At 67.5% G+C, this 19,309-nt stretch carries 21 protein-coding genes; 12 read left to right on the top strand and 9 right to left on the bottom strand.

All coding sequences use genetic code 11. The features are described from left to right. Nucleotides 1-17 precede the first annotated feature (17 nt). From glpK to FXF75_RS10605, 5 genes are all read left to right on the top strand, one after another. Nucleotides 18-1,562: a glycerol kinase GlpK gene (gene glpK / locus FXF75_RS10625; RefSeq protein ID WP_163521837.1), complete on the top strand. Its 1,545-nt coding sequence runs from the start codon at nucleotides 18-20 to the stop codon at nucleotides 1,560-1,562. Next, nucleotides 1,563-2,750 (top strand): hypothetical protein, encoded by a 1,188-nt coding sequence (locus FXF75_RS10620; RefSeq protein ID WP_163521836.1) that lies wholly within the window; start codon nucleotides 1,563-1,565, stop codon nucleotides 2,748-2,750. Between the two features lie 129 nt (nucleotides 2,751-2,879). Then, on the top strand, nucleotides 2,880-3,272 hold the full coding sequence (locus tag FXF75_RS10615) for a metalloregulator ArsR/SmtB family transcription factor (protein WP_163521835.1): 393 nt from the start codon (nucleotides 2,880-2,882) through the stop codon (nucleotides 3,270-3,272). Continuing rightward, entirely contained in the window at nucleotides 3,269-4,321 is a 1,053-nt protein-coding gene (gene arsB / locus FXF75_RS10610) for an ACR3 family arsenite efflux transporter (RefSeq protein ID WP_163521834.1), read from the top strand. Before FXF75_RS10615 ends, arsB begins: the two co-directional genes overlap by 4 nt. 64 nt (nucleotides 4,322-4,385) lie before the next feature. Further along, nucleotides 4,386-5,060: an HAD-IIB family hydrolase gene (locus FXF75_RS10605; RefSeq protein WP_163521833.1), complete on the top strand. Its 675-nt coding sequence runs from the start codon at nucleotides 4,386-4,388 to the stop codon at nucleotides 5,058-5,060. A 111-nt stretch (nucleotides 5,061-5,171) separates the two neighbouring features. On the opposite strand, the gene cutA is transcribed toward FXF75_RS10605, so the two are convergent. Then, a complete protein-coding gene (gene cutA / locus FXF75_RS10600; protein ID WP_163521832.1) occupies nucleotides 5,172-5,492 on the bottom strand; it encodes a divalent-cation tolerance protein CutA in 321 nt (106 codons plus the stop codon). Between the two features lie 167 nt (nucleotides 5,493-5,659). Further along, nucleotides 5,660-6,997 (bottom strand): cytochrome P450, encoded by a 1,338-nt coding sequence (locus tag FXF75_RS10595; RefSeq protein WP_163521831.1) that lies wholly within the window; start codon nucleotides 6,995-6,997, stop codon nucleotides 5,660-5,662. Nucleotides 6,998-7,224: 227 nt separating this feature from the next. On the opposite strand from FXF75_RS10595, the gene pyrB reads away from it, so the two are divergent. The 4 genes from pyrB to FXF75_RS10575 all read left to right on the top strand — a co-directional run bounded on the left by pyrB (nucleotide 7,225) and on the right by FXF75_RS10575 (nucleotide 10,396). After that, nucleotides 7,225-8,139: an aspartate carbamoyltransferase gene (pyrB, locus tag FXF75_RS10590; protein ID WP_163521830.1), complete on the top strand. Its 915-nt coding sequence runs from the start codon at nucleotides 7,225-7,227 to the stop codon at nucleotides 8,137-8,139. Further along, nucleotides 8,136-8,597, top strand: a complete 462-nt coding sequence (pyrI, locus tag FXF75_RS10585; protein WP_163521829.1) for an aspartate carbamoyltransferase regulatory subunit — start codon at nucleotides 8,136-8,138, stop codon at nucleotides 8,595-8,597. The genes pyrB and pyrI overlap by 4 nt, the downstream gene beginning before the upstream one ends. Before the next feature lie 158 nt (nucleotides 8,598-8,755). Next, entirely contained in the window at nucleotides 8,756-9,481 is a 726-nt protein-coding gene (locus FXF75_RS10580) for a hypothetical protein (RefSeq protein WP_163521828.1), read from the top strand. 93 nt (nucleotides 9,482-9,574) lie between these two features. Further along, nucleotides 9,575-10,396, top strand: a complete 822-nt coding sequence (locus FXF75_RS10575) for a hypothetical protein (protein ID WP_163521827.1) — start codon at nucleotides 9,575-9,577, stop codon at nucleotides 10,394-10,396. Between the two features lie 323 nt (nucleotides 10,397-10,719). Here the strand turns inward: FXF75_RS10575 and FXF75_RS10570 are convergent, their stop codons facing one another. Beyond that, nucleotides 10,720-11,283 (bottom strand): NUDIX domain-containing protein, encoded by a 564-nt coding sequence (locus FXF75_RS10570; RefSeq protein WP_163521826.1) that lies wholly within the window; start codon nucleotides 11,281-11,283, stop codon nucleotides 10,720-10,722. Between the two features lie 298 nt (nucleotides 11,284-11,581). Between FXF75_RS10570 and FXF75_RS10565 the strand changes: the two genes are divergently transcribed. Both FXF75_RS10565 and FXF75_RS10560 read left to right on the top strand, forming a co-directional pair. Beyond that, on the top strand, nucleotides 11,582-11,782 hold the full coding sequence (locus FXF75_RS10565; protein ID WP_163521825.1) for a DUF1918 domain-containing protein: 201 nt from the start codon (nucleotides 11,582-11,584) through the stop codon (nucleotides 11,780-11,782). A gap of 186 nt (nucleotides 11,783-11,968) precedes the next feature. Next, nucleotides 11,969-12,394: an RNA-binding protein gene (locus tag FXF75_RS10560; protein WP_163521824.1), complete on the top strand. Its 426-nt coding sequence runs from the start codon at nucleotides 11,969-11,971 to the stop codon at nucleotides 12,392-12,394. A 62-nt stretch (nucleotides 12,395-12,456) separates the two neighbouring features. On the opposite strand, the gene FXF75_RS10555 is transcribed toward FXF75_RS10560, so the two are convergent. Further along, nucleotides 12,457-12,612, bottom strand: a complete 156-nt coding sequence (locus FXF75_RS10555; protein WP_163521823.1) for a hypothetical protein — start codon at nucleotides 12,610-12,612, stop codon at nucleotides 12,457-12,459. Between the two features lie 105 nt (nucleotides 12,613-12,717). Further along, entirely contained in the window at nucleotides 12,718-13,314 is a 597-nt protein-coding gene (locus FXF75_RS10550; protein ID WP_163521822.1) for a DUF2391 domain-containing protein, read from the bottom strand. A gap of 146 nt (nucleotides 13,315-13,460) precedes the next feature. On the opposite strand from FXF75_RS10550, the gene FXF75_RS10545 reads away from it, so the two are divergent. Then, nucleotides 13,461-14,222 carry an SDR family oxidoreductase gene (locus FXF75_RS10545; protein WP_163521821.1) on the top strand — a complete coding sequence of 254 codons (762 nt, stop codon included), beginning with the start codon at nucleotides 13,461-13,463 and terminating at the stop codon, nucleotides 14,220-14,222. A 317-nt stretch (nucleotides 14,223-14,539) separates the two neighbouring features. Here FXF75_RS10545 and FXF75_RS10540 read toward each other — a convergent pair whose 3' ends face one another. From FXF75_RS10540 to FXF75_RS10525, 4 genes are all read right to left on the bottom strand, one after another. After that, nucleotides 14,540-15,373 (bottom strand): enoyl-CoA hydratase/isomerase family protein, encoded by an 834-nt coding sequence (locus FXF75_RS10540; protein ID WP_163521820.1) that lies wholly within the window; start codon nucleotides 15,371-15,373, stop codon nucleotides 14,540-14,542. Continuing rightward, on the bottom strand, nucleotides 15,370-16,257 hold the full coding sequence (locus FXF75_RS10535) for a 3-hydroxyacyl-CoA dehydrogenase family protein (RefSeq protein ID WP_163521819.1): 888 nt from the start codon (nucleotides 16,255-16,257) through the stop codon (nucleotides 15,370-15,372). The genes FXF75_RS10540 and FXF75_RS10535 overlap by 4 nt, the downstream gene beginning before the upstream one ends. A 149-nt stretch (nucleotides 16,258-16,406) precedes the next feature. Next, on the bottom strand, nucleotides 16,407-17,966 hold the full coding sequence (locus FXF75_RS10530; protein ID WP_163521818.1) for an OB-fold domain-containing protein: 1,560 nt from the start codon (nucleotides 17,964-17,966) through the stop codon (nucleotides 16,407-16,409). After that, nucleotides 17,963-19,192: a thiolase domain-containing protein gene (locus FXF75_RS10525; RefSeq protein ID WP_163521817.1), complete on the bottom strand. Its 1,230-nt coding sequence runs from the start codon at nucleotides 19,190-19,192 to the stop codon at nucleotides 17,963-17,965. The genes FXF75_RS10530 and FXF75_RS10525 overlap by 4 nt, the downstream gene beginning before the upstream one ends. Nucleotides 19,193-19,309: the final 117 nt, after the last annotated feature.

Raw genomic sequence — 19,309 nt, 5'->3', positions numbered from 1 at the left:
ACCAACGGTGGCAAACTATGTCAGGTAACTCATACATCGGCGCAATCGACCAAGGGACGACGGGGACCCGGTTCATGGTCTTCGACCACGACGGAACCGTCGTCACGGACGCTTACGAGACCCACGAACAGTTCTACCCGGAACCGGGGTGGGTCGAACACGACCCGCTCGAAATCTGGGAGAACACCAAGTCGGTCGTGCGGACGGCGCTCGACGACGCGGACCTCTCGGCCGAACAACTCGCCGCCATCGGCGTGACCAACCAGCGCGAGACGACGCTGCTCTGGGACCGCGACACCGGCAAGCCGGTCCACAACGCCATCGTCTGGCAGGACCGGCGGACCACCGACCGCGTCGAGCAACTCGAATCCGAGGGCAAGGTCGAGGAGATTCGAGCCAAGACCGGTCTCGAAGCCGACGCCTACTTCTCGGCGACCAAGGCCGAGTGGCTGCTCGACAACGCCGACCCCATCAAGACCCAGCGCGCTCGCCCGGCCGACATGAAAGAGCGGGCCGCAGAGGGCGAACTCCTGTTCGGGACCATCGACTCGTGGCTCATCTACAACCTCACGGGGAACCACATCACCGACGTGACGAACGCCTCCCGGACGATGCTGTTCGACATCCACGAGATGGAGTGGGACGACGACCTGCTCCGGGAGTTCGAGGTTCCCGCGGCGTGTCTCCCGGAGGTCCGGCCCTCCAGCGACGAGGACTACTACGGCACCACCGACGCCGACGGCTTCCTCGGCACGGAGATTCCGGTGGCGGGCGCGCTCGGGGACCAACAGGCCGCGCTCTTCGGCCAGACCTGCTTCGACGCGGGCGACGCCAAGAACACCTACGGCACCGGGAGCTTCTTCCTGATGAACACGGGCAACGAGGCGGTGGACAGCGACCACGGACTGCTCACGACGGTCGGGTTCCAGCGCTCGGGCGAACCCGTCCAGTACGCCCTCGAAGGCTCCATCTTCGTCACGGGCGCGGCCATCGAGTGGCTCGAAGACATGACGCTCATCGAGGACGCCGCCGAGTCCGAGGCGCTCGCACGGAGCGTCGATTCGACCGAGGGCGTCTACGTCGTTCCGGCGTTCACCGGACTCGGGGCACCCCACTGGGACCAGCGCGCGCGGGGCACCATCGTCGGGATGACCCGCGGCACGCGGCGCGAACACGTCGTCCGCGCGACGCTCGAATCCATCGCCTACCAGACCCGCGACGTGGCCGAGGCGATGGTCGCCGACAGCGGCATCGAGATGGAGAGCCTGAAAGTCGACGGTGGGGCCGTCAAGAACAACTTCCTCTGTCAGTTACAGGCCGACATCATCGGTACCGAAATCGCCCGCCCCGAGGTGGACGAGACGACCGCGCTCGGGTCGGCCTACGCCGCCGGTCTCGCGGTCGGCTACTGGGACGACCCGGACGAACTCAGGGACAACTGGCGCGTGGACCGCGAGTTCGAACCGGACATGGACCGGACGGAGGCCGACCGGATGTACGACCGGTGGAGCGACGCCGTCGAGCGCGCGACCGACTGGGCGCGCGACGGGGGTGACTCGTGAATGCCTTGGAGTGACCTCTGGGCGGTCGAGATGCTGCTCGCGGCGTTCGCCGGGGGCGCGTTCGGCGCGGCGCTCGGCGCGCTCCCCGCGTTCATCTTCACCGGGTTCATGGTCATCGCTGGCGAGTCGGCCAACGCCATCGGCAAGGTAGTCGCCGGTGCGTCCGACGCGGGGGCGGCCAGCGAACTCGCGGCGGTCGGCATCACGGGGTCCATCGCGTTCGGCCCGGTGTTCTCCCCGGCTATCAGTTTCGCCGGCGGTGCGGCGGCGGCCGCCTACGCCGCCAAGAAGGGGTACATGGACACCGACTTCGACTTCCACGAGGCCAAGAACATCGCGTACGCGCAGGGCACCAAGCCCGACGTGCTGGCGGTCGGCGGCGCGTTCGGTATCGTGGGCTACTGGCTGACCGTCGCCTCCTCGACGCTCGGGATGCCCTACGACCCCATCGCGATGGGCGTCGTGCTGTCGGCCGTCGTCCACCGCGTCGTCTTCGGCTACGACATCATCGGTGACACCAGCGGGGGCATCCTCGACATGGGACCGTTCGAGGACGGCGACAGGCGCGTCATCGGCGAGGCCGCGACCGCCGACACCGACGGGAGCGGCGAACCCGCCGCCGACGGCGGTGAGCAGCGCGAAGACGCGCGAGCCTCGTCAGAGACTCGCTCTGACGGCGGGACCGCGGAAGGCCGGTTCGTCGTCGAACCGTGGCTCCCCCACCAGTACAAGTGGGCGAACGTGGCGATGCTCGGGTTCGTCGTGGGCGTCCTCGCGGCGTTCGTCGCGTACAAAACGGGGAGTCCGTTCCTCGCGTTCGGCATCAGCGCGGCGAGTCTCGTCTTCCTCAACTGCGGCGTCGAGCAGATTCCGGTGACCCACCACATCAGCCTCCCCGCCAGCACCGCGGCGCTGGCGCTCGCTCCGGCCGGGATGTCGGTCCCGACCGCTCCCATCGCCGAGGTGGCGGCCGCGATTCCGCTCGGCCCCGCGCTCGCGGTCGGTGGTGTCTTCGGACTCGTCTGCGCGCTCGTCGGCGAACTCGTCCAGCGCGTCTTCTACGCGCACGCCGACACGCACTTCGACCCGCCCGCCGCGGCAATCGTGGTCGGCACCTTCCTCATCGCGGTGCTGGCCAGCGTCGGCGTCTTCCCCCAGAGCGTCTGGGTGCCGTCGCTCGGCTTCTGAACTGGCTGTCGGAGGACACCGGCGGACTTGTTTTTCGACTCAGTTCGGGAGGGTCCGGTTACGTCACCGGCTATCTGAACAGCAGTTCATTCCGCAAGGCCTATCTGAATCTTCTCTCAATCGACGGTCATGGCAAGTACGACGACGCGGCTCCGCCGACTCGTCTCGGACGAACTCGGCGAGTGCCGGGACGCCGACCTCGACCGTCGGCTCGCGGAACTGGACGAACTCGCCGACAGCACCTTCGCGGACGACTCGGCTCGGCCGGTGTTCGCTGTCCTCGGCGACGAGACGCGCTACCGACTCGCCAGGGTTCTCGCCGCCGCGGACGACGAACTCTGCGTCTGCGAACTCGAACCGCTGGTCGAGGTCAGCGAGAGCGCGGTCAGTCACGCGCTGTCGGACCTCGTGGACGCCGGACTCGTCCGGCGGCGGAAAGACGGCAACTGGCGCTACTACGACGCCACCGAACTCGCCGAGGCGCTCCTCGGGACCGCAGACCGAGAGGTGAGCGACTCGTGAGCGACGACATCGGCGTGCTGGACCGCTATCTCACGGTCTGGATTGGACTCGCGATGGCGCTCGGCGTTGGTCTCGGTTACGCGGTGCCCGGCGTCGCCGACCTGCTGAACGCGGTCACGTTCAACGGCACGAGCCTCCCCATCGCGGTCGGCCTGTTCGTGATGATATACCCGATAATGGCCGAAATCGACTACGGGCGAATCCCGAAGGTGACGCGCACGGCCCGGAAGGAGATTGGGTTGACGCTCGCGCTCAACTGGCTCGTCGCACCGTTCGTGATGTACGGTCTCGCGGTCTTCTTCCTCGGCGGCCACCCCGAGTTCGTCACCGGACTGGTCATCGTCGGCATCGCGCCGTGCATCGCCATGGTGCTGGTCTGGAACGAACTCGCGGCCGGGAATCAGGAGATGTGCGCGGTCTGCGTCGGCGTCAACAGTCTCCTGCAAATCGTGCTGTTCGTCCCCTACGCGTTCGTCTTCCTGACGGTCCTCCGGGGAACCTCGGTGGACGTCTCCATCGGTCTCATCGCCCAGACTGTGCTTGTCTTCCTCGGTCTGCCGCTGCTTCTAGGCTATCTCACCCAACAGGTCGCGTTCCGGACCGTCGGGCGGACGGCGTACTACGACCGAATCGTCCCCCGAATCAGTCCGCTCGGACTCCTCGGCCTGCTGTTCACCGTGGTCGTGATGTTCGCGCTCAAGGGCGAGTACATCGTCGAGAACCCCGAGCAGATAGCCCTCATCGCGGTTCCGCTGTTCGTCTTCTTCGCGGGGATGTGGGCGCTGGCCTACGGCGCGTCCGCCGCGCTGGGCTTCGATTACACCGAGAGCATCAGCGTCGCGTTCACCGCCTCGTCGAACAACTTCGAGTTGGCTATCGCGGTCGCCGTCGCCGTCTTCGGCATCGGGAGCAACGTGGCGCTCGCCACGGTCGTCGGCCCGCTCATCGAGGTGCCCGTGATGCTGGCGCTCGTCCGGGTCGCGCTGGCGACGAAGGACCGACTGTTCCCGGAGGCCCGCGTAGCGGGCGAAGCCGCCTACTCCGACTGATTCGAGGTCGCGTTCGAGAGCCGCGAACGACCGCTTTTTGTGGCTGACGCTCCCACCGTGAGCCATGGCTCCGCCGCTCGTCCTCGACATCGACGGCACGATGACCCGGCCCGACGACTCCGTAGACCCGCGGTTCTTCGACGTGCTTCCCGAGTGGGACGCGCCCGTGGTCGTCGCCACCGGGAAGGCGTTTCCCTACCCCGTCGCGCTCTGTCACTTCATGTACGTCGAGCAGAACGTCATCGCCGAGAACGGCGGTCTCGTCCTCTCGGGCGAGCAGGTGTCGAAGAACGCCGACGGCGAGGCCGCTCGCCGAGTCGCCGAGGAGTACGTCGCGGCGGGCTACGACCTCGGGTGGGGTTCCACGGACATGGTAAACCGGTGGCGCGAGACCGAGGTCGCCATCGCCCGGGACCAACCGCTCGGTCCCCTAGAGGAACTCGCGGCCGAACACGGACTGGAAGTCGTGGATACCGGGTTCGCTTACCACGTCAAGTCGCCCAGCATCGAGAAGGGCGTCGGCCTGCAGTCGGTCGCGCGACTCCTCGACCGCGACCCCGAGGAGTTCGTCGCGGTCGGCGACTCGGAGAACGACGTGTCCACGTTCGGCGTAGTCGGGGAGTCCTACGCCGTGGCGAACGCCGACGAGAAGGCCAAGCGCGCGGCCGACGTGGTGCTCGACGAGTCGTACTCCGAGGCGACGCTCTCGGTGCTGGACGAACTCCGGAGTCGGGCCTAATTGGCCGCTACGCGCGTCTTCGAAGCCGTCGGAGCGCGCCCCGCGCAATCGCCGCGACGGCGACGAGGAACACGCCGACGACCAGCGTCCACGGACCCCACTCCCGGTCCGTCATCGTCGCTCCTCCCGTTCGCCGACTTCCCCGTCGCGCCACGCCGCGAACGAGTCGAGCGTCTCGCTCTCCTCGAACCGCTCGACGCAGGGTACGTCGTAGGGATGTAGCTCCTCGACCCGCGCTTCGAGGCGGTCGTAGGCCGCGTCGGTGGTCTTGGCCAGCAACACCACTTCGTCGTCTCGGTGGACCTCGCCCTCCCACCGGTAGACCGAGGTGCAAGGGAATCGGTTGACGCAGGCCGCGAGTCGTTCCTCCACGAGCGTCTCGGCGAGGTCGGACGCCGCTTCCGGCGGTGCGGTGACGTAGGCGGTCGGCATACCCGTAGCTCCGGTGCGGTGAATCTTAAGGCTCAGCCCTCTCGGGGTAGTCGGACTGGCGGTTCCACGGTGCGCGCGCACCGCCCTCGCCCGGAACCGCGCGAAGCGTCCGGGTGGGCATCGTCCCACCTTCGTACTTGAATCCTCGCCCGGGCGACGGCCCTAACTCACCGCTCGTGGACGCGCATCGGCATCCCGTCTCGGGGATGCATCGTCAGGGTCGGTCGGAGTTCCGGTTCCCTCTCGCGCGTGTATTCGAGGCGGTACTGCTGTGCGGTCCGGGCGAGGATGAGTTTGGCCTCCAACTTGGCGAGGTGTTTGCCGATGCAGTGGCGGGGACCGCCGCCGAAGGGGAAGTACGCGAACCGCGGCCGGTCCACGTCGCGCGTCCACCGGTCGGGGTCGAACTCGTCGGGGGCGTCCCAGTAGCGCTCAGAGCGGTGCATCGCCCACTGCGAGAGCATGATGGCGGCGTCGTCCGGGATTCGGTAGCCGCCGAGTTCCACGGAACCCTTCGGTTCGCGAAACATCGTGTACACCGGCGGATACAGCCGCATCGCCTCGTCGATGACCTGTTCGACGAAGTCGAGGTCTCTCACGTCCGCCATCGTCGGCGGGTCGTCGCCGAGCACCGACTCGATTTCGTCGTGGACTCGACGCTCGACGTCCGGATGTTGGGAGAGCAGATACCACGAGTAGGTCAGCGTGAGCGCGGTGGTGTCGTGGCCGGCCAGCAGCATCGTCATCACCTCGTCGCGAATCTGGCGGTCGGACTGCTCGCCGCGGTCCTGCGCCCGCAGCAGAATCGAGAGCAGGTCGTCCGGTCCCTCGTCGGCGGGGGAGTCACCGTGAGTACCCCGTCGTTCCGAGACGATGTCGTCGATGACGTCCTCCATCGTCTCGACGGCGTTCCGGTACTCGCCGTCGCCGGGCATCGGGAGCCACTGCGGCGCGGCGAACCGGACGGGGTCGGGTTCGAAGCGAGCGCCGAGCGGTTCCAGCGCCTCGCGGATGGTCCGGACGCGTCGGTCATCGAGGTCGGTGCCGAGCATCAGGTCCACGATGACCGCGAGAGTCACCTCCGTCATGTCCAGTTCGACGTTGATTTCGGCGCCGTCCGACCAATCCGCGAGCAGGTCGTCGTTGTGGGCGACGATGTCGTCGGCGAACCCCGTCAGCCGACCCGGCCTGAACGCCGGACTGGCGAGGTCGCGCTGTTCGCGCCACGTCTGGCCCTCGCTGAGGAGGAGACCTTTCCCGAGCAGGTCGCCGAGCGCGTCGTCCTGAAACTCGGGCTTGCGGAACCGGTCGGCCTCCGAGACAAGCACGCGTTCGACGTCGGCGGGGTCGGTCAGGAGGTAGGTGTTCAGCGGCCCGAGGTCGAACCGGACCACGTCGCCGTAGGCCTGCTCGCAGGCCGACAGGAAGCGGAACGGGTCGCGGGCGTACCGGCGACTGCTGCCGAACAGCGGTTCTCCGTTGGGTCCGGGCGGTGAGGAACTCATCAACACGATATTGGGCTGTATCCGCATGAATCCAGCGGTGATGTCAACCGGTAAACTGGCGTTCGCTCGCGCGGGCGAGGACCGAAGCGACCCTCGACAGGCGTCACGTCGGGTCGGTCGGACGGCAGACGGTCGTCGCCGGGCGGTCCGACCCGGTCTCGCCACGCCGTCTCACCTCCGCACCAGTCCGAGAGATTCAAGGAGCGTCCCCCGCCCATACACTACCAATGCGTGACGACCACCTCATAACTGCCAAACAACTCTCGCGCGAGGACGTGGCGGCGGTTCTCGACCGCGCGGCCGAAATCGACGCCGACCCGGCCGCGTTCGCGGACCGCCACGCCGACGCGATACTCGGACTCATGTTCTTCGAGCCGAGTACCCGGACCAAGATGAGCTTCGAGACCGCCATCAAGCGCCTCGGCGGCGACGCAGTGGACATGGGTACCGTCGAGTCCTCGTCGGTCAAGAAGGGCGAGAGCCTCGCCGACACCGCCCGCGTCATCGAGGGGTACGCCGACGCGCTCGTCCTGCGCCACCCGAGTCAGGGCGCGGCCAAGATGGTCGGCGAGTTCGTGGACGTGCCGCTCCTGAACGCGGGCGACGGCGCTGGCCACCACCCGACCCAGACCCTACTCGACCTCTACACGATTCGGGAGAACGCGGGTCTCGACGACCTCACCATCGGCATCATGGGCGACCTGAAGTACGGCCGGACGGTCCACTCGCTGGCCCACGCGCTGACGAACTTCGACGCCGACCAGCACTTCATCAGCCCCGAGAGCCTGAAACTCCCGCGGAGCGTGCGCTACGACCTCCACGAATCCGGGGCGAACGTCCGGGAACACACCGAACTGGAGGAGATTCTGCCCGCGCTCGACGTGCTGTACGTCACCCGCATCCAGCGCGAGCGGTTCCCCGACGAGAACGAGTATCAGGCGATAGCGGGCGAGTACGGCATCGACCTCGAAACGCTCGAACCCGCCAAGGACGACCTGACCGTCATGCACCCCCTGCCGCGCGTGGACGAAATCGCGCCCGAAGTGGACGACACCGACTACGCGACCTACTTCGAGCAGGCCCACAACGGCGTCCCGGTCCGGATGGCCCTGCTCGACCAGATGCTGGAGGACGGACAATGAGCGACCACCAACTCCGCGTCAGCAAGATTCCGAGAGGCACCGTCATCGACCACATTCGCGCCGGGCAGGCGCTGAACGTCCTCGCCATCCTCGGCATCGACGGCGAGTCCGGCGAGACGGTCAGCGTCGGCATGAACATCCCGAGCGACCGAATGGGTCACAAGGACATCGTGAAGGTCGAGGGCCGCGAGTTGAGTCAGGACGAGGTGGACGTGCTGTCGCTCATCGCTCCCGAGGCGACCATCAACATCATCCGGGAGTACGAAGTCGCCGAGAAGCAGTACCTCGAACGCCCCGACCGAGTGGTCGGCGTCCTCTCGTGTCCCAACCACAACTGCATCACCAACGCCGACGAACCCGTCGAGACCGAGTTCGAGGTGCTGGACGACGGCGTTCGATGCGAGTACTGCGAGACCATCGTCCGCGAGGACCTCGCGGCCCACATCGCGGCCGAGTAGCGCGTCCGTCACCGACCGCTCGACTCGGCCTCACAAGGCCGGGTTCCGATTCCAATTCCGATAAGCGTCGGCTACCCCACGTGAAACGTCTCGTTACATGGAAAAACGGTCAGAACGGTCGTTTTCGTTTATTTTCCGTCTCGAAGTACGACAGGGACATGGATTCACGACCACCCTTCGCAGTCGCCGTCGCGACGCTCGTCTTGTTCGCGGGCGTCGGGTCGGTCGTCGGCGTCGGTCCTGCCGGGAGCGTGGCGGCCGACGCCCCCGAACGCGTCGCCGACGGTCCGGTCCACCGGAGCGGGGACGCCCTCGCCCAGTACAAGGTGTCGCTCGACAACGTGACCATCGAGACGTGGCTCGTCCGCAACTCCACGGTGGTCAACGTGACGATTCAGAACGTCGTGGTCCGGAACGCCACGACGACGGACGGGCGTACGACGAACGTCACCCTCTCGAACGTGACGGTCGGTCGGTTCATCCTCGAACGTGCGCGTCTGAAGAACGTGACCGCCGAGCGACTCGTGGTGCGCAACAAGTCGGTTCTCAACATCCCCGGCGGCGGCTTCATCGACCCGGACGTCGAGAACCGGACTATCGAGCGCCACTGGACGAAGAACCTGACCGTGTCCGGAGTCGTCATCGACCAGATGACGGTGGACGCCGCGATACTCTGCGGGAACGCCACGCTCGGCCAGCAGGCGACCGACGCCGCTTCGTTCGACCCGACCGCCAGCGAGAACGACCCGGACATCACCGTCGAGAACGGCACGGTCGGCGAGGCGCTCATCATCAAGGGCGGCGCGACCAACTGGTCGGTCCAGTCCGTCCAGCAACCCACCCCGAGCAACGCGACGCTGCCGAAGGGCTGTAGCCGCGGCTAGCGAGGGCTTCGGGTCGGTAGAGGGACCGTCCCGAGTGGGAGCAAAGCCACCCCAGAGCGAACCACTTACCCCTCGCGCCCGCCAACGTCGGGTATGTTCGGCGTCGTCACGCGAAACGAGGAGGAACTCGACTGGCCGGAGTTCGACCTGCGGTTCTACGAAGTCAAGGACGTGACCGGACGCTCGGCCGAACCGGTCGCCGAGGGGGTGAACATGGTGTCGTGCTTCGGGGACAACGCCGCCGTCGAAGCCGACCCCGACCTTGCGCCGGTCAACGAGGCGGGCGAGCGCGCGACCCGCGAGCGACCATACTTCGACTGGGCCTACGTCTGTCCCACGCGCGAGGACTACCGCGAGGGCGTCCTCGAAATCATCTCGGACTGCGCAGAGGTGAACCCGGACGTGCGACTCGACGACGTGGGATTCCCGCGGGCGGAGTACTGCCACTGCGAGCGATGCACCCGCCAGTTCGAGGAGAGCGACTTCGAGGACCGATACGCGTGGCGCGCCAGCGTCGTCACCGAGTTCGTGGCCGAGGCCGCCGACCGAATCCCCGGGAAGACCTACTTCACGCTCTACCCCGACCCGTATCCGGGCCACCTCTACGAGCGCGCCGGTCTGGACCTCGAGGCGCTCTCGGAGTACGTGGACGAGTTCGTCGTCCCGCTCTACGACATGGCGTACGAGACGACCTACTGGCTCGAAACCATCGCCAGCGGCTTCGAGGACGCGCTCGACGCCCCGTTCAGCGTCGAACTCTACGCGGTGGACGTGGACGTGGACAACCTGATTCACGCCGCGGAAGTCGCCGAGGCCTACGGCCAGAACGTGCTGTTCGGCTACGACGCCAGCAACGCGCGGGCGACGCTCCGCCGGATGAAAGCCGAGTCGCGCGACGGCGTCTCCCACAACTGAGTCGAACCCGTGCGGTCGGTGGTATCATCGCTCGCTCTTCTACTGCTTCCGTCCTCACGTCCTCGACTGCCCAACCCCAAATCTCCGCGGTGGCACGCGCCGGCGGACCTCCGTGTCCGCCGCGGCGCGTGAGGGACGACCGAACTCTGTGAGGGAGGAGGTTGGGGAGGCGTGAGGTGCGGGGCGGTGCTTGCGGTTTCATTGGCTCAAGGAGTAGCTAGCTCGTTCGGTTTTCATCGCCGAGGGCAATCGCTAGCTTCTCCGGGTCGTACCTCTGGAAGGAAAGAGCAAGAGCAAACGTCTAGAAGTGACCAGACGGTACGTCAACCTAGCGCGAACTCGCGCCACGCCAGCAGGTCTTCCCGGTCGCGGGTGTTCTCGGGCAGGTCGTCGAACCACTCGGCGTCGGTGATTTCGCCGTCCGGGTCGTCGGGGTCGGGAGTCGTCGGGTCCTCGACGCGGGCCTCGAACAGCGGGAGGACGCCCCACGTCGAGTAGTCGTCGCACCGAATCTCGACCCGGACGTTCATCGCCAGTCCGCGGTAGGACGCCTCGACACCCGCCTCCTCGGCGAGTTCGCGTTCGGCGGCCTCCCGGAACGACTCACCGGGGTCGGGTTCGCCGCCGGGGACGACCCACTTCTCGACGCCCGCGTGCCAGACGAGCAGGAGTTCGCCCGACGGGCGGTAGACGACCGAGTGGGCGCCGTAGGGAGCGCCGAACTCCGCGATGCGTTCGGCGAGCGTGCGAAACCGGGGTCGGGAGACTCGCCGGGCGTGACTCCGGTCGAGGAACTCCTCGTAGTCGTCGGTCAACTGGTGGTGGACCTGTTCGGCCTGCTGTTCGGCCTGCGTGGTGAGGTACCAGAGGTCGTCGATGGTAGTCATCTCGGTGACGGTGGTCGGTGGACTGCTCGTGAGGACCGTGGCGAGAGGGCGAAGGGCGTAAGGCGTCGGGTCATAATTTGAGGGTTTCGTCGGCCGCCCGAATAAGCCTTCGGTCCCCCGAAGGCTCGCCATCGCGGCCGCCTCGTCGTGCGGTCTCGCCGAGGTAGTCCGGCACGAGACATCGGACCCCCGCAAGCGGTGGCGCGACCACCGGAACCGGTGGGAGCGGAGCGAAACGGTCTGCCCCGCGCGATGCCGAACCGGGCCGTTTTTATCGGCCGCGGGGTTAGTCGGATGCATGAGCTTCGAGGAAGACGACCACGTCATTCTGCACGACGAGCACAGCGACTACGACGGCGAAGAGGGACAGATTACGCAGGTGATGGACACGATGTTCGGCGACAGCACCTACACCGTCAGCTTCGAGGACGGACAGGAGACCGGCATCCCCGAGGACGCGCTGGAAGCCGCCGACGGCGACGAAGACGACGAAGAGTAGCGACTCGATACACCTCTCGTTCTCCGAGACCGAAGCGCGGTAGTTGCGGATACGTCGAGAGTGAGTCGTGACCTCGTAGTCCAGACCGAGGGCCGGAGACCCCCGCGAGCACACTGCCAACGAACGGGGAGACGACCTGCGACGAACGAAACGCCTTTTTCCGTTCGGGGGTCCTACCTCCTCGCAATGGCCGAAGTTCCGTTCCACTACATCGACTTGCGGGCGTTCTGCTACGCCACCGAGGACGACAAGCGCGTCGAGCAGGCCCTCCGGACCTACCTCCCCGAGGACTTCGAAATCGAGCGCGCGACCAGCGAGGGCCACCACGGCGACCGCATCCTCGTCCTCTCGACGCGCGTCGAGAACGCCGACGAGATGCGCCACGTCCTCTCGAAGGTGGCCGAACTGCCCGACGCCGACACCCTTATCGACGAACTCGACGAGCGCGTGGACGAGAACTGCTCGCTGTTCCTCCGCCTCGACAAGCAGGCGGCCTACCGCGGCGAGGCGGCACTCGGCGAGGGCATCACCTTCCGCGCGAAGGTCGAGGCCTACCCCGCCGAGAAGGACGCCGCCGTCGAGAACGCCCGCGAGGCGCTGGCGGCGCTCTGAGCGCTGGCACGAAGAGCACAGTTCTCGCGCACCGACCGAAGAAAAGAGGGCGTGCTACCGAGTTAGTGGGCCGAGAAGCCGTCTATCATCTCGTCGCAGTCCGGACAGGAGACGAGTTCTGAACCGGTCGACTTGCTCCCGAGGGGTTCGCCGTTCCGTCTCGTCTGGGTCTTCGTTCGCCGATTCAGGTCCGAACCGCAGTGTGGACATTCTATCATACTAATCACCAGAATTCGCGTGTGAACAGATACCATTACCCGCACTGGGCTAATATACTTTGTGTCGAACTGCCGCGTCGGCGAGGCGTTCGCGTTCGGCGACAGTCAGGACCCGGGCAGGATGTCGCCGAGTCCGGCCCCGAGCGCCATCGCCGAGAACGTCACGCTCGTCTGACAGAGCGCCAACCACGGGTCGGCCCAGTCAACGCGACCCCAGACCGTCATCATGACGACCGCGGTGAGAAACGATACGCCCACGACCCCGGCGAGTCGCCGCGGAACGAACCCGAACAGCGGTCGATGAATCTCGACCTGCTGGATTTCGGCCACGTACAGCAGACCGATGACCAGTCCGATGGTGCCGACGAGTGTGACTACGAGGGAGGCCGGATGGGCAGCGATGAACTCTCCGATTTCGATGGTGCCACCTTCGACCAGCATCGGAATCCCGAACACCACGCTCCCGACCAGCGCTTCGGCGGCGTCGTGACGGTCGAACCCGCGGATGACCCGACCGAACGCGCTCGGCGTCGAGACGCGCCGGGCCATCCGCATCGTCTCGCGGACCTGCTCGCGCTCCTCGGGGTCGTCCACGGTATCCTCCAACTCCTCCAGTTCGTCGAGCAGGTCCTCCATCTCGGGGTCCTCCGACGGGTCGGCACTCGCGGAACCGACCCGGGGGTTAGCGCTCCGGTCGCTCATGCGTGAGCAATTACACGCGGTGATGATAAACGCCGAGGTCGGAGACGAGTCGAACGTCCGACGGTCTTCCCTCCGAACCGCTCGGTCGGGAATCCCAGCATTCCGCAGACGTAAACGCCAAGGCCGTGGCGAGTCGGGTTCGGGGTATGCCAGCAGCACTCGTCACGGGGGCGTCCCGCGGCATCGGTCGAGCGATAGCCGAACGGTTCGCGCGAGACGGCTACGACGTCGCCATCAATTACGTTTCGAGCGCACAGAAGGCGCGGGCGGTCGCCGAGACCGTCCGAACCGAGACCGAGAGCGACGCGGTCGCGGTCCGGGCCGACGTGGGCGACCCGGACGACGCCGCGGACCTCGTGGACGCGACGGTTGAGGCCTTCGGCGGTCTCTCGCACGTGGTGAACAACGCGGGCGTGGACCAGCACGTCTACACCGAGGACCTCTCGCCCGAGGACTTCGACAGCGTGATGGACACCAACGTCAGCGGCGCGTTCAACGTGACCAAGGCCGCCCTGTCCCACCTCCGGGAGGCGGCAGCGGAGGGGACGACCGACGCGGACTCCGCGCCGACCCCCTCCGTCACGAACGTCTCCTCGATTCTGGCGTACACCGGTGCCCCGATAGAGTGCCACTACGCCGCGTCGAAGGCCGGACTGCTCGGTCTCACCAAGAGCCACGCCGGGGACTTCGCGCCGGAGGTCCGGGTCAACGCCATCGCGCCGGGTCACGTCGAGACCGACATGACCGCAGACCGGACCGAGGCGGAGAAGGAGGCCGAACTGGCCGAGATTCCGGTCGAGCGATACGGCCAGCCCGCGGACATCGCCGACGCCGCGGCCTACCTCCGCGACGCCGGGTTCGTCACGGGCGAGACGCTGAACGTCAACGGCGGCGAACTGATGCGGTAGCGACGGTAGAAGGCATATTTTGGGACACGAACCGGTCGCGCTCGATGAGTTCATCACCCGGGCGCGTGCTGGTGCGGCCCCTCGCGGGCCGCGCCAGCAGCACGCGAGGGACGAGGACCGCAGGCCCGTGGCCGAGGACCGCAATCGGTTGGGGAGGCGTGAGGGCCGCGGTCGCGGTGCGAGGCGGTTTGGGGTATGATTGGCTCAAGCCTGTTCGCTTTACTCCGCCGTCGTCCAGATGGCCACTCGTGGACAAAATCACACTCTCGTGGACGGAACCACACTCCTAACGACGGAATCACGTTCTCACGAACGACTCACTTCCCCTCCCACTCGGGGTCGCGGTCCTCGAAGAAGGCGTCGATGCCCTCGTTCTTGTCCTCGGAGGCGAACAGGTGCGCGAACAGTTCGGCCTCGTACTCGATGCCCTGGTCTAACTCCATCCGACTGCTGGCTTTCACGGCCTTCTTCGCGAACTCCAGCGCGAGCGGACTCTTCTCGGCCATCGACTCGGCGAGGTCGTAAACGCGGTCCTCGAACGACTCCTCGTCGTGAACCTCGTCCACCAGACCGATGTTGCGGGCCTCGGTCGCGTCGACGAGTTCGCCCGAGAGAATCAGCTTCATCGCCTGTCCCTCGCCCACGAGTCGGGGGAGGCGCTGAGTGCCCCCGCCGCCGGGCATGATGCCGAGGTTGATTTCGGGTTGCCCCAACTTCGCTCCCTCGCGGGCGATGCGCGTGTCGCATGCTTGCGCGAGTTCGCACCCGCCGCCGAGTGCGTGGCCGTTGATAGCGCCGATGACCGGTTGGTCGAGGTCATCCACGTACTCGTAGACGCGGGGGCGCTCGCTCGCCTCGCGCTGTTCGAGCGAGTCGCGCTCGCGGAGTTCGGTCACGTCCGCACCCGCCACGAACGCGCCCGACTCCGCCGAGCCAGTGAGGACGACCACGCGCACGTCGCTGGCTTCGATAGCGTCTAACACGAGCTTCAACTCCGCACGCAACTGGGCGTTCAGCGCGTTCCGCGCGTCGGGCCGCGAGAGCGTGACGGTGGCGACGTTCTCGACGCGGTCACCGACCGAGACGTTCACCGTGTCGCACTCCGCTCCGACGGTCTCCGGACTGCCGACGTCCTCGCTCTCGTCACTCATTGCTCGTCACCCCAGTCGCCGCTAGTGCCCACGATTTCGCCGTCCTCCCAGACGTAGAACCCCTCGCCCGTCTTCTTGCCGAGGTTCCCGGCCCGGACCTTCCGGCGGAGAATCTGGGGCGGGCGGAACCGCTCGCCGAGTTCCTCGCGGAGGTGTTCGAGGATGTCGAGGCGAACGTCCAGTCCCACCACGTCGCCCAACTCGACGGGACCCATCGGGTGGTTGTAGCCGAGTTCCATCGACTGGTCGATGTCGCGCGGACTCGCGACGCCCTCCTCGACCATCCGCATGGCTTCGACGCCGAGGGCGACGCCGAGACGGGAGGAGGCGAACCCCGCGGTGTCCTGCACTTCGACGGCGGTCTTGCCGATTTCTTCCACGAAGTCGGTGGCGAACGCGGCGGTCTCGTCGTCGGTCTGCTCGCCCACGACGACCTCGACCAACTGCATGATGTGAACCGGGTTGAAGAAGTGCAGGCCGATGCCGCGCCCGGGGTCGTCGAGCGCCGAGACGATTTCGGTGACGGGGAGCGAGGAGGTGTTGGAGGCGATAACCGCGTCCGCGGGGGCCTCGGTCTCCACGTCCTCGAATATCTGCTTCTTGAGGTCCACGTCCTCGGGGACCGCCTCGACCACGAGGTCGGCGGCCGAGACGGCCTCCGCGAGGTCGGTCGTGCCCGAGATGCGGTCGAGCGCGGCCCGCATCTCCTCGTCGGTCACCTTGTCGCGTTCGACGCCGCCCCGCAGGTTCTCCTCGATGGCGTCGATACCCTCCTCGACCAAGTCGCGCTCTACGTCCCGAATCGTCACGTCGTGGTCGGCCATCGCCGAAACTTGGGCGATGCCGTGGCCCATGGTTCCGGCTCCGAGTACAGCAACGTTCATGACAGTTCAAGCCGCGAGCGGAGCGCGGTTAAGCGTTTATCCCTCGGAAGTTAAACGGGTGTCTCGGCCCGCGGGACGAGTTCCAGTCCGGAGGAATGCGACGACCCGTCCGAACGTCGGAACTCACGTTTCGCCCGAATCGTCATCGGTCAGTTCGACCCCTGCGGACGAACTTTGAACCCGTACCGCGTCACGCCCTCCTGCGTGTAGATGCGACGCATCGTCGTCTCCACGGCGTCGCCGATTTCGACGGTCTCGGGGTCAGCGGCCACGACCTGCGCCGGGACGCTTGCGGAACTGCCGCCGTCTCGCGGGTCGTCGCTCCGCTCTTCCCCGCTCGACCGTCGCGAGGCGCGAAGCGCCTCGCGAGGCCCCTCCAACGCGACCACGGCCACGGCGAAGTCGCCCGACTGAGCCTGCTGCTCGGCGAACTCCGGGGGTGCGCCGCCCTGCGAGATGACCGTGGCGGCCTCGACGGTTCCCTCGCCGGTGAGTTCCACCTCGTCGTACTCGTCCACGAGCGTCTTGCAGGAGTTACAGGCCCCCTCCGGCGGGAAGTTCAGACTCCCGCACTCCGGGCACCGGCCCGCGAGCAGGCGGTGGCGCTGGTCGAGGGTCCGCCGCCACGACGGGACGCTGACGTACGCCCCGCCGCCTTCGGGCGGTCCCGAGGTGAGTTCCCCGCGCTTGCGGAGGTACTCGGCGTAGCTGACCGCCTCGGCGTCGTCCAGTGCCGTCTCCGCGGCGACGCCGTCGCCGGTGTCGCTCTCGACCAGCAGGGCGTCAGCGCCCGCGCCGCTGCCGAACGACGCCGCCAGAATCCGCTCGTCTCCCGCTGCGAGCGCAGTCGCGAGTCCGAGCGGGACGCTCGCGGCGGCGGTGTCGCCCAACTCGTGGACCGTCGCGCACCGCCGAATCGTCTCGGTATCGACGCCGAGTGCCCCCGCCGCGCGGTACGGGAGTTTGCCGTTCGGCGCTTGGACCGCCGCCGCGTCGATTGCTCCGTTCTCGCCGTCCTCGTCCCGCACTCCGAGGTCTAACTGGTTCACTGCCTTCGCCAGCGTCTCGGTGAAGGCCTGTCGCTCGTACCCGGTCGCGCCGAGTCCCTCGACGGACTGGGACCCCGAACGCCGGAAGCGAGTGCCAGGGTACTCGGTGGCGTACTCGGCGCGCCGGCGAACCGCCGCGTTGCCCGACGCCGAGAGGACGAACGCCGCCGCGCCCGCTCCGGCGGCGTGGTCCTCGTCGCTGTCGGGGTCGCCGCGCGGACAGTCCGCGGCCACGACCAGACCGACCGATTCACCCTCGTCGTCCCCTGCGCCTCCGTTCTCCCACGGTCCGGCCGACAGCGCGGCGTCGAGCGCCCGCGTCCCGGCCCGCGTGCTCCCGGTGAAGACGTGGCGCGTGGCCTCGCTCGGCACCGAGAGCATCCCGCCGAGGCGCGCGGTCAGGTCCTCCTCGGCCAGCGGGGGTGTGGTCGAGGCGAACGCGAGGAACGCCACGTCCGTGCCAGCGCGGTCGGCCGCGTCGAGCGCCCGCGCGGCGGCCTCGTAGCCCATCGTCAGGGCGTCCTCGTCGGCGTCGGGGACCGCCTTCGATTCGACCCCCGCGGCGTGGAACTGGCCCCACGCCTCCTCGAACGCCTCGGCGGAGACGCGGAATCGCGGCGCGTACGCGCCGACGGCTTCGATTCTCGGGTCGGTCGTCATCGCCCCACCTCCTGTTCGCGCTTTCGCGGACTCGGTTCGCTCGGTTTCTCCGAGGCGGTTCCCGCCTCGCGCTCGAAGACGTGGACCACCGCGCCCCCGCCGCTGCCCCCGACGTTGTGGGTCAGACCGCGGGTCGCGCCCTCGACCTGCCGGTCGCCGGCGTCGCCGGAGAGTTGCTTGAACGCCTCCGCGACCTGCCCCGCGCCGGTCGCGCCGATGGGGTGGCCTTTCGACTTGAGACCGCCGGAGGTGTTGACCGGCAGGTCGCCGCCGAGCGCGGTCGCGCCGGACTCGACCAGTCGGCCGCCCTCGCCGGGTTCGCAGAAGCCGAGGTCCTCGTAGGCCAGAATCTCGGCGATGGAGAAGCAGTCGTGGACCTCCGCGAAGTCGAGGTCCTCGGGGGTGATTCCGGCGCGCCGGTACGCGGTCTCGGCCGCACGTTGTGAGGCCTCGATGCCGGTGTAGCTATCGCGCTGGAACAGACCCACCGCGTCGCTCGCCGCGCCGACGCCCGCGATTCGGATGGGGTCATCGGTGTACTCCGACACCGCGTCTTCGCTGGCGATGAGGGCGACAGCGGCCCCGTCGGTCGTCGGACAGCAGTGGTAGAGCGTGAGCGGGTCGGCGACGGTCTGGGCGTTCTCGGCGTCCTCCAGCGAGCACTCGAAGCCCAACTGGGCGTGGGGGTTCTTCGCGCCGTTGCGGTGGTTCTTGACCGCGACGCGCGAGAGTTGCTCGCTGGTCGTCCCGTACTCGGCCATGTGGGCGTCGGCCATCTGGGCGTAGACGCCCGCGAACGTCGTGCCGGAGAGCCGTTCCCACTCGGTCTCGCCCGAGACGCCCAGCCAGTACTTCGTGGCGTCGCCGGACATGTCGGTCATGATTTCGACCCCGCCCGCCAGCACCACGTCGGCCATCCCGGAACGGACCGCCTGCACGGCTTGCCGGACGGCGTATCCGGAGGCGGCGCAGGCGTTCTCCACTCGCGTCGTCGGGATGCCGTGGAGACCGACGTGTTCGGTGGCGGCCGGTCCCGAGAGACCCAACTGGCGGCCGCCCACGCCGAGAGTGCCGACGACCGCCTCGTCCACGTCGTCGGGGTCCATACCTTCGGGGACCGACTCGCGGGCCGCCTCGAACGCACTGGCGAACAGCGACCGGTAGCTTTCGTCGGGGAACGACCCGAAGTCCGTCTGGGCCGCGCCGACGAGGTAAGCGTCGCGCATGGGTAACACGTGTCGGTCTCGGTGGAAATAGTTGCCGCCGCGAAACGGTCTCGCACGGTCCCGGGACGCCACAGAATCGAGGGGGTGGGAAGGGGATGCTGGGTTCTCTGTCCCCGA

The organism is Halorussus sp. MSC15.2 (genome assembly GCF_010747475.1).
GTDB lineage: Archaea > Halobacteriota > Halobacteria > Halobacteriales > Haladaptataceae > Halorussus.
The sequence above is the reverse complement of the archived record's forward strand: the minus strand, read 5'-3'. Positions and strand labels throughout refer to the sequence as shown.

Coding starts and splice junctions, on each gene's coding strand:
- FXF75_RS10595 (WP_163521831.1), bottom strand. CDS start 6,997: ATGAGTTCCTCACCGCCCGGACCCAACGGAGAACCGCTGTTCGGCAGC.
- FXF75_RS10560 (WP_163521824.1), top strand. CDS start 11,969: ATGGCCGAAGTTCCGTTCCACTACATCGACTTGCGGGCGTTCTGCTAC.
- FXF75_RS10525 (WP_163521817.1), bottom strand. CDS start 19,192: ATGCGCGACGCTTACCTCGTCGGCGCGGCCCAGACGGACTTCGGGTCG.
- FXF75_RS10550 (WP_163521822.1), bottom strand. CDS start 13,314: ATGAGCGACCGGAGCGCTAACCCCCGGGTCGGTTCCGCGAGTGCCGAC.
- FXF75_RS10530 (WP_163521818.1), bottom strand. CDS start 17,966: ATGACGACCGACCCGAGAATCGAAGCCGTCGGCGCGTACGCGCCGCGA.
- FXF75_RS10570 (WP_163521826.1), bottom strand. CDS start 11,283: ATGACTACCATCGACGACCTCTGGTACCTCACCACGCAGGCCGAACAG.
- FXF75_RS10605 (WP_163521833.1), top strand. CDS start 4,386: ATGGCTCCGCCGCTCGTCCTCGACATCGACGGCACGATGACCCGGCCC.
- FXF75_RS10535 (WP_163521819.1), bottom strand. CDS start 16,257: ATGAACGTTGCTGTACTCGGAGCCGGAACCATGGGCCACGGCATCGCC.
- cutA (WP_163521832.1), bottom strand. CDS start 5,492: ATGCCGACCGCCTACGTCACCGCACCGCCGGAAGCGGCGTCCGACCTC.
- FXF75_RS10545 (WP_163521821.1), top strand. CDS start 13,461: ATGCCAGCAGCACTCGTCACGGGGGCGTCCCGCGGCATCGGTCGAGCG.
- pyrB (WP_163521830.1), top strand. CDS start 7,225: ATGCGTGACGACCACCTCATAACTGCCAAACAACTCTCGCGCGAGGAC.
- glpK (WP_163521837.1), top strand. CDS start 18: ATGTCAGGTAACTCATACATCGGCGCAATCGACCAAGGGACGACGGGG.
- FXF75_RS10565 (WP_163521825.1), top strand. CDS start 11,582: ATGAGCTTCGAGGAAGACGACCACGTCATTCTGCACGACGAGCACAGC.
- pyrI (WP_163521829.1), top strand. CDS start 8,136: ATGAGCGACCACCAACTCCGCGTCAGCAAGATTCCGAGAGGCACCGTC.
- FXF75_RS10615 (WP_163521835.1), top strand. CDS start 2,880: ATGGCAAGTACGACGACGCGGCTCCGCCGACTCGTCTCGGACGAACTC.
- FXF75_RS10580 (WP_163521828.1), top strand. CDS start 8,756: ATGGATTCACGACCACCCTTCGCAGTCGCCGTCGCGACGCTCGTCTTG.
- FXF75_RS10575 (WP_163521827.1), top strand. CDS start 9,575: ATGTTCGGCGTCGTCACGCGAAACGAGGAGGAACTCGACTGGCCGGAG.
- FXF75_RS10540 (WP_163521820.1), bottom strand. CDS start 15,373: ATGAGTGACGAGAGCGAGGACGTCGGCAGTCCGGAGACCGTCGGAGCG.
- FXF75_RS10620 (WP_163521836.1), top strand. CDS start 1,563: ATGCCTTGGAGTGACCTCTGGGCGGTCGAGATGCTGCTCGCGGCGTTC.
- FXF75_RS10555 (WP_163521823.1), bottom strand. CDS start 12,612: ATGATAGAATGTCCACACTGCGGTTCGGACCTGAATCGGCGAACGAAG.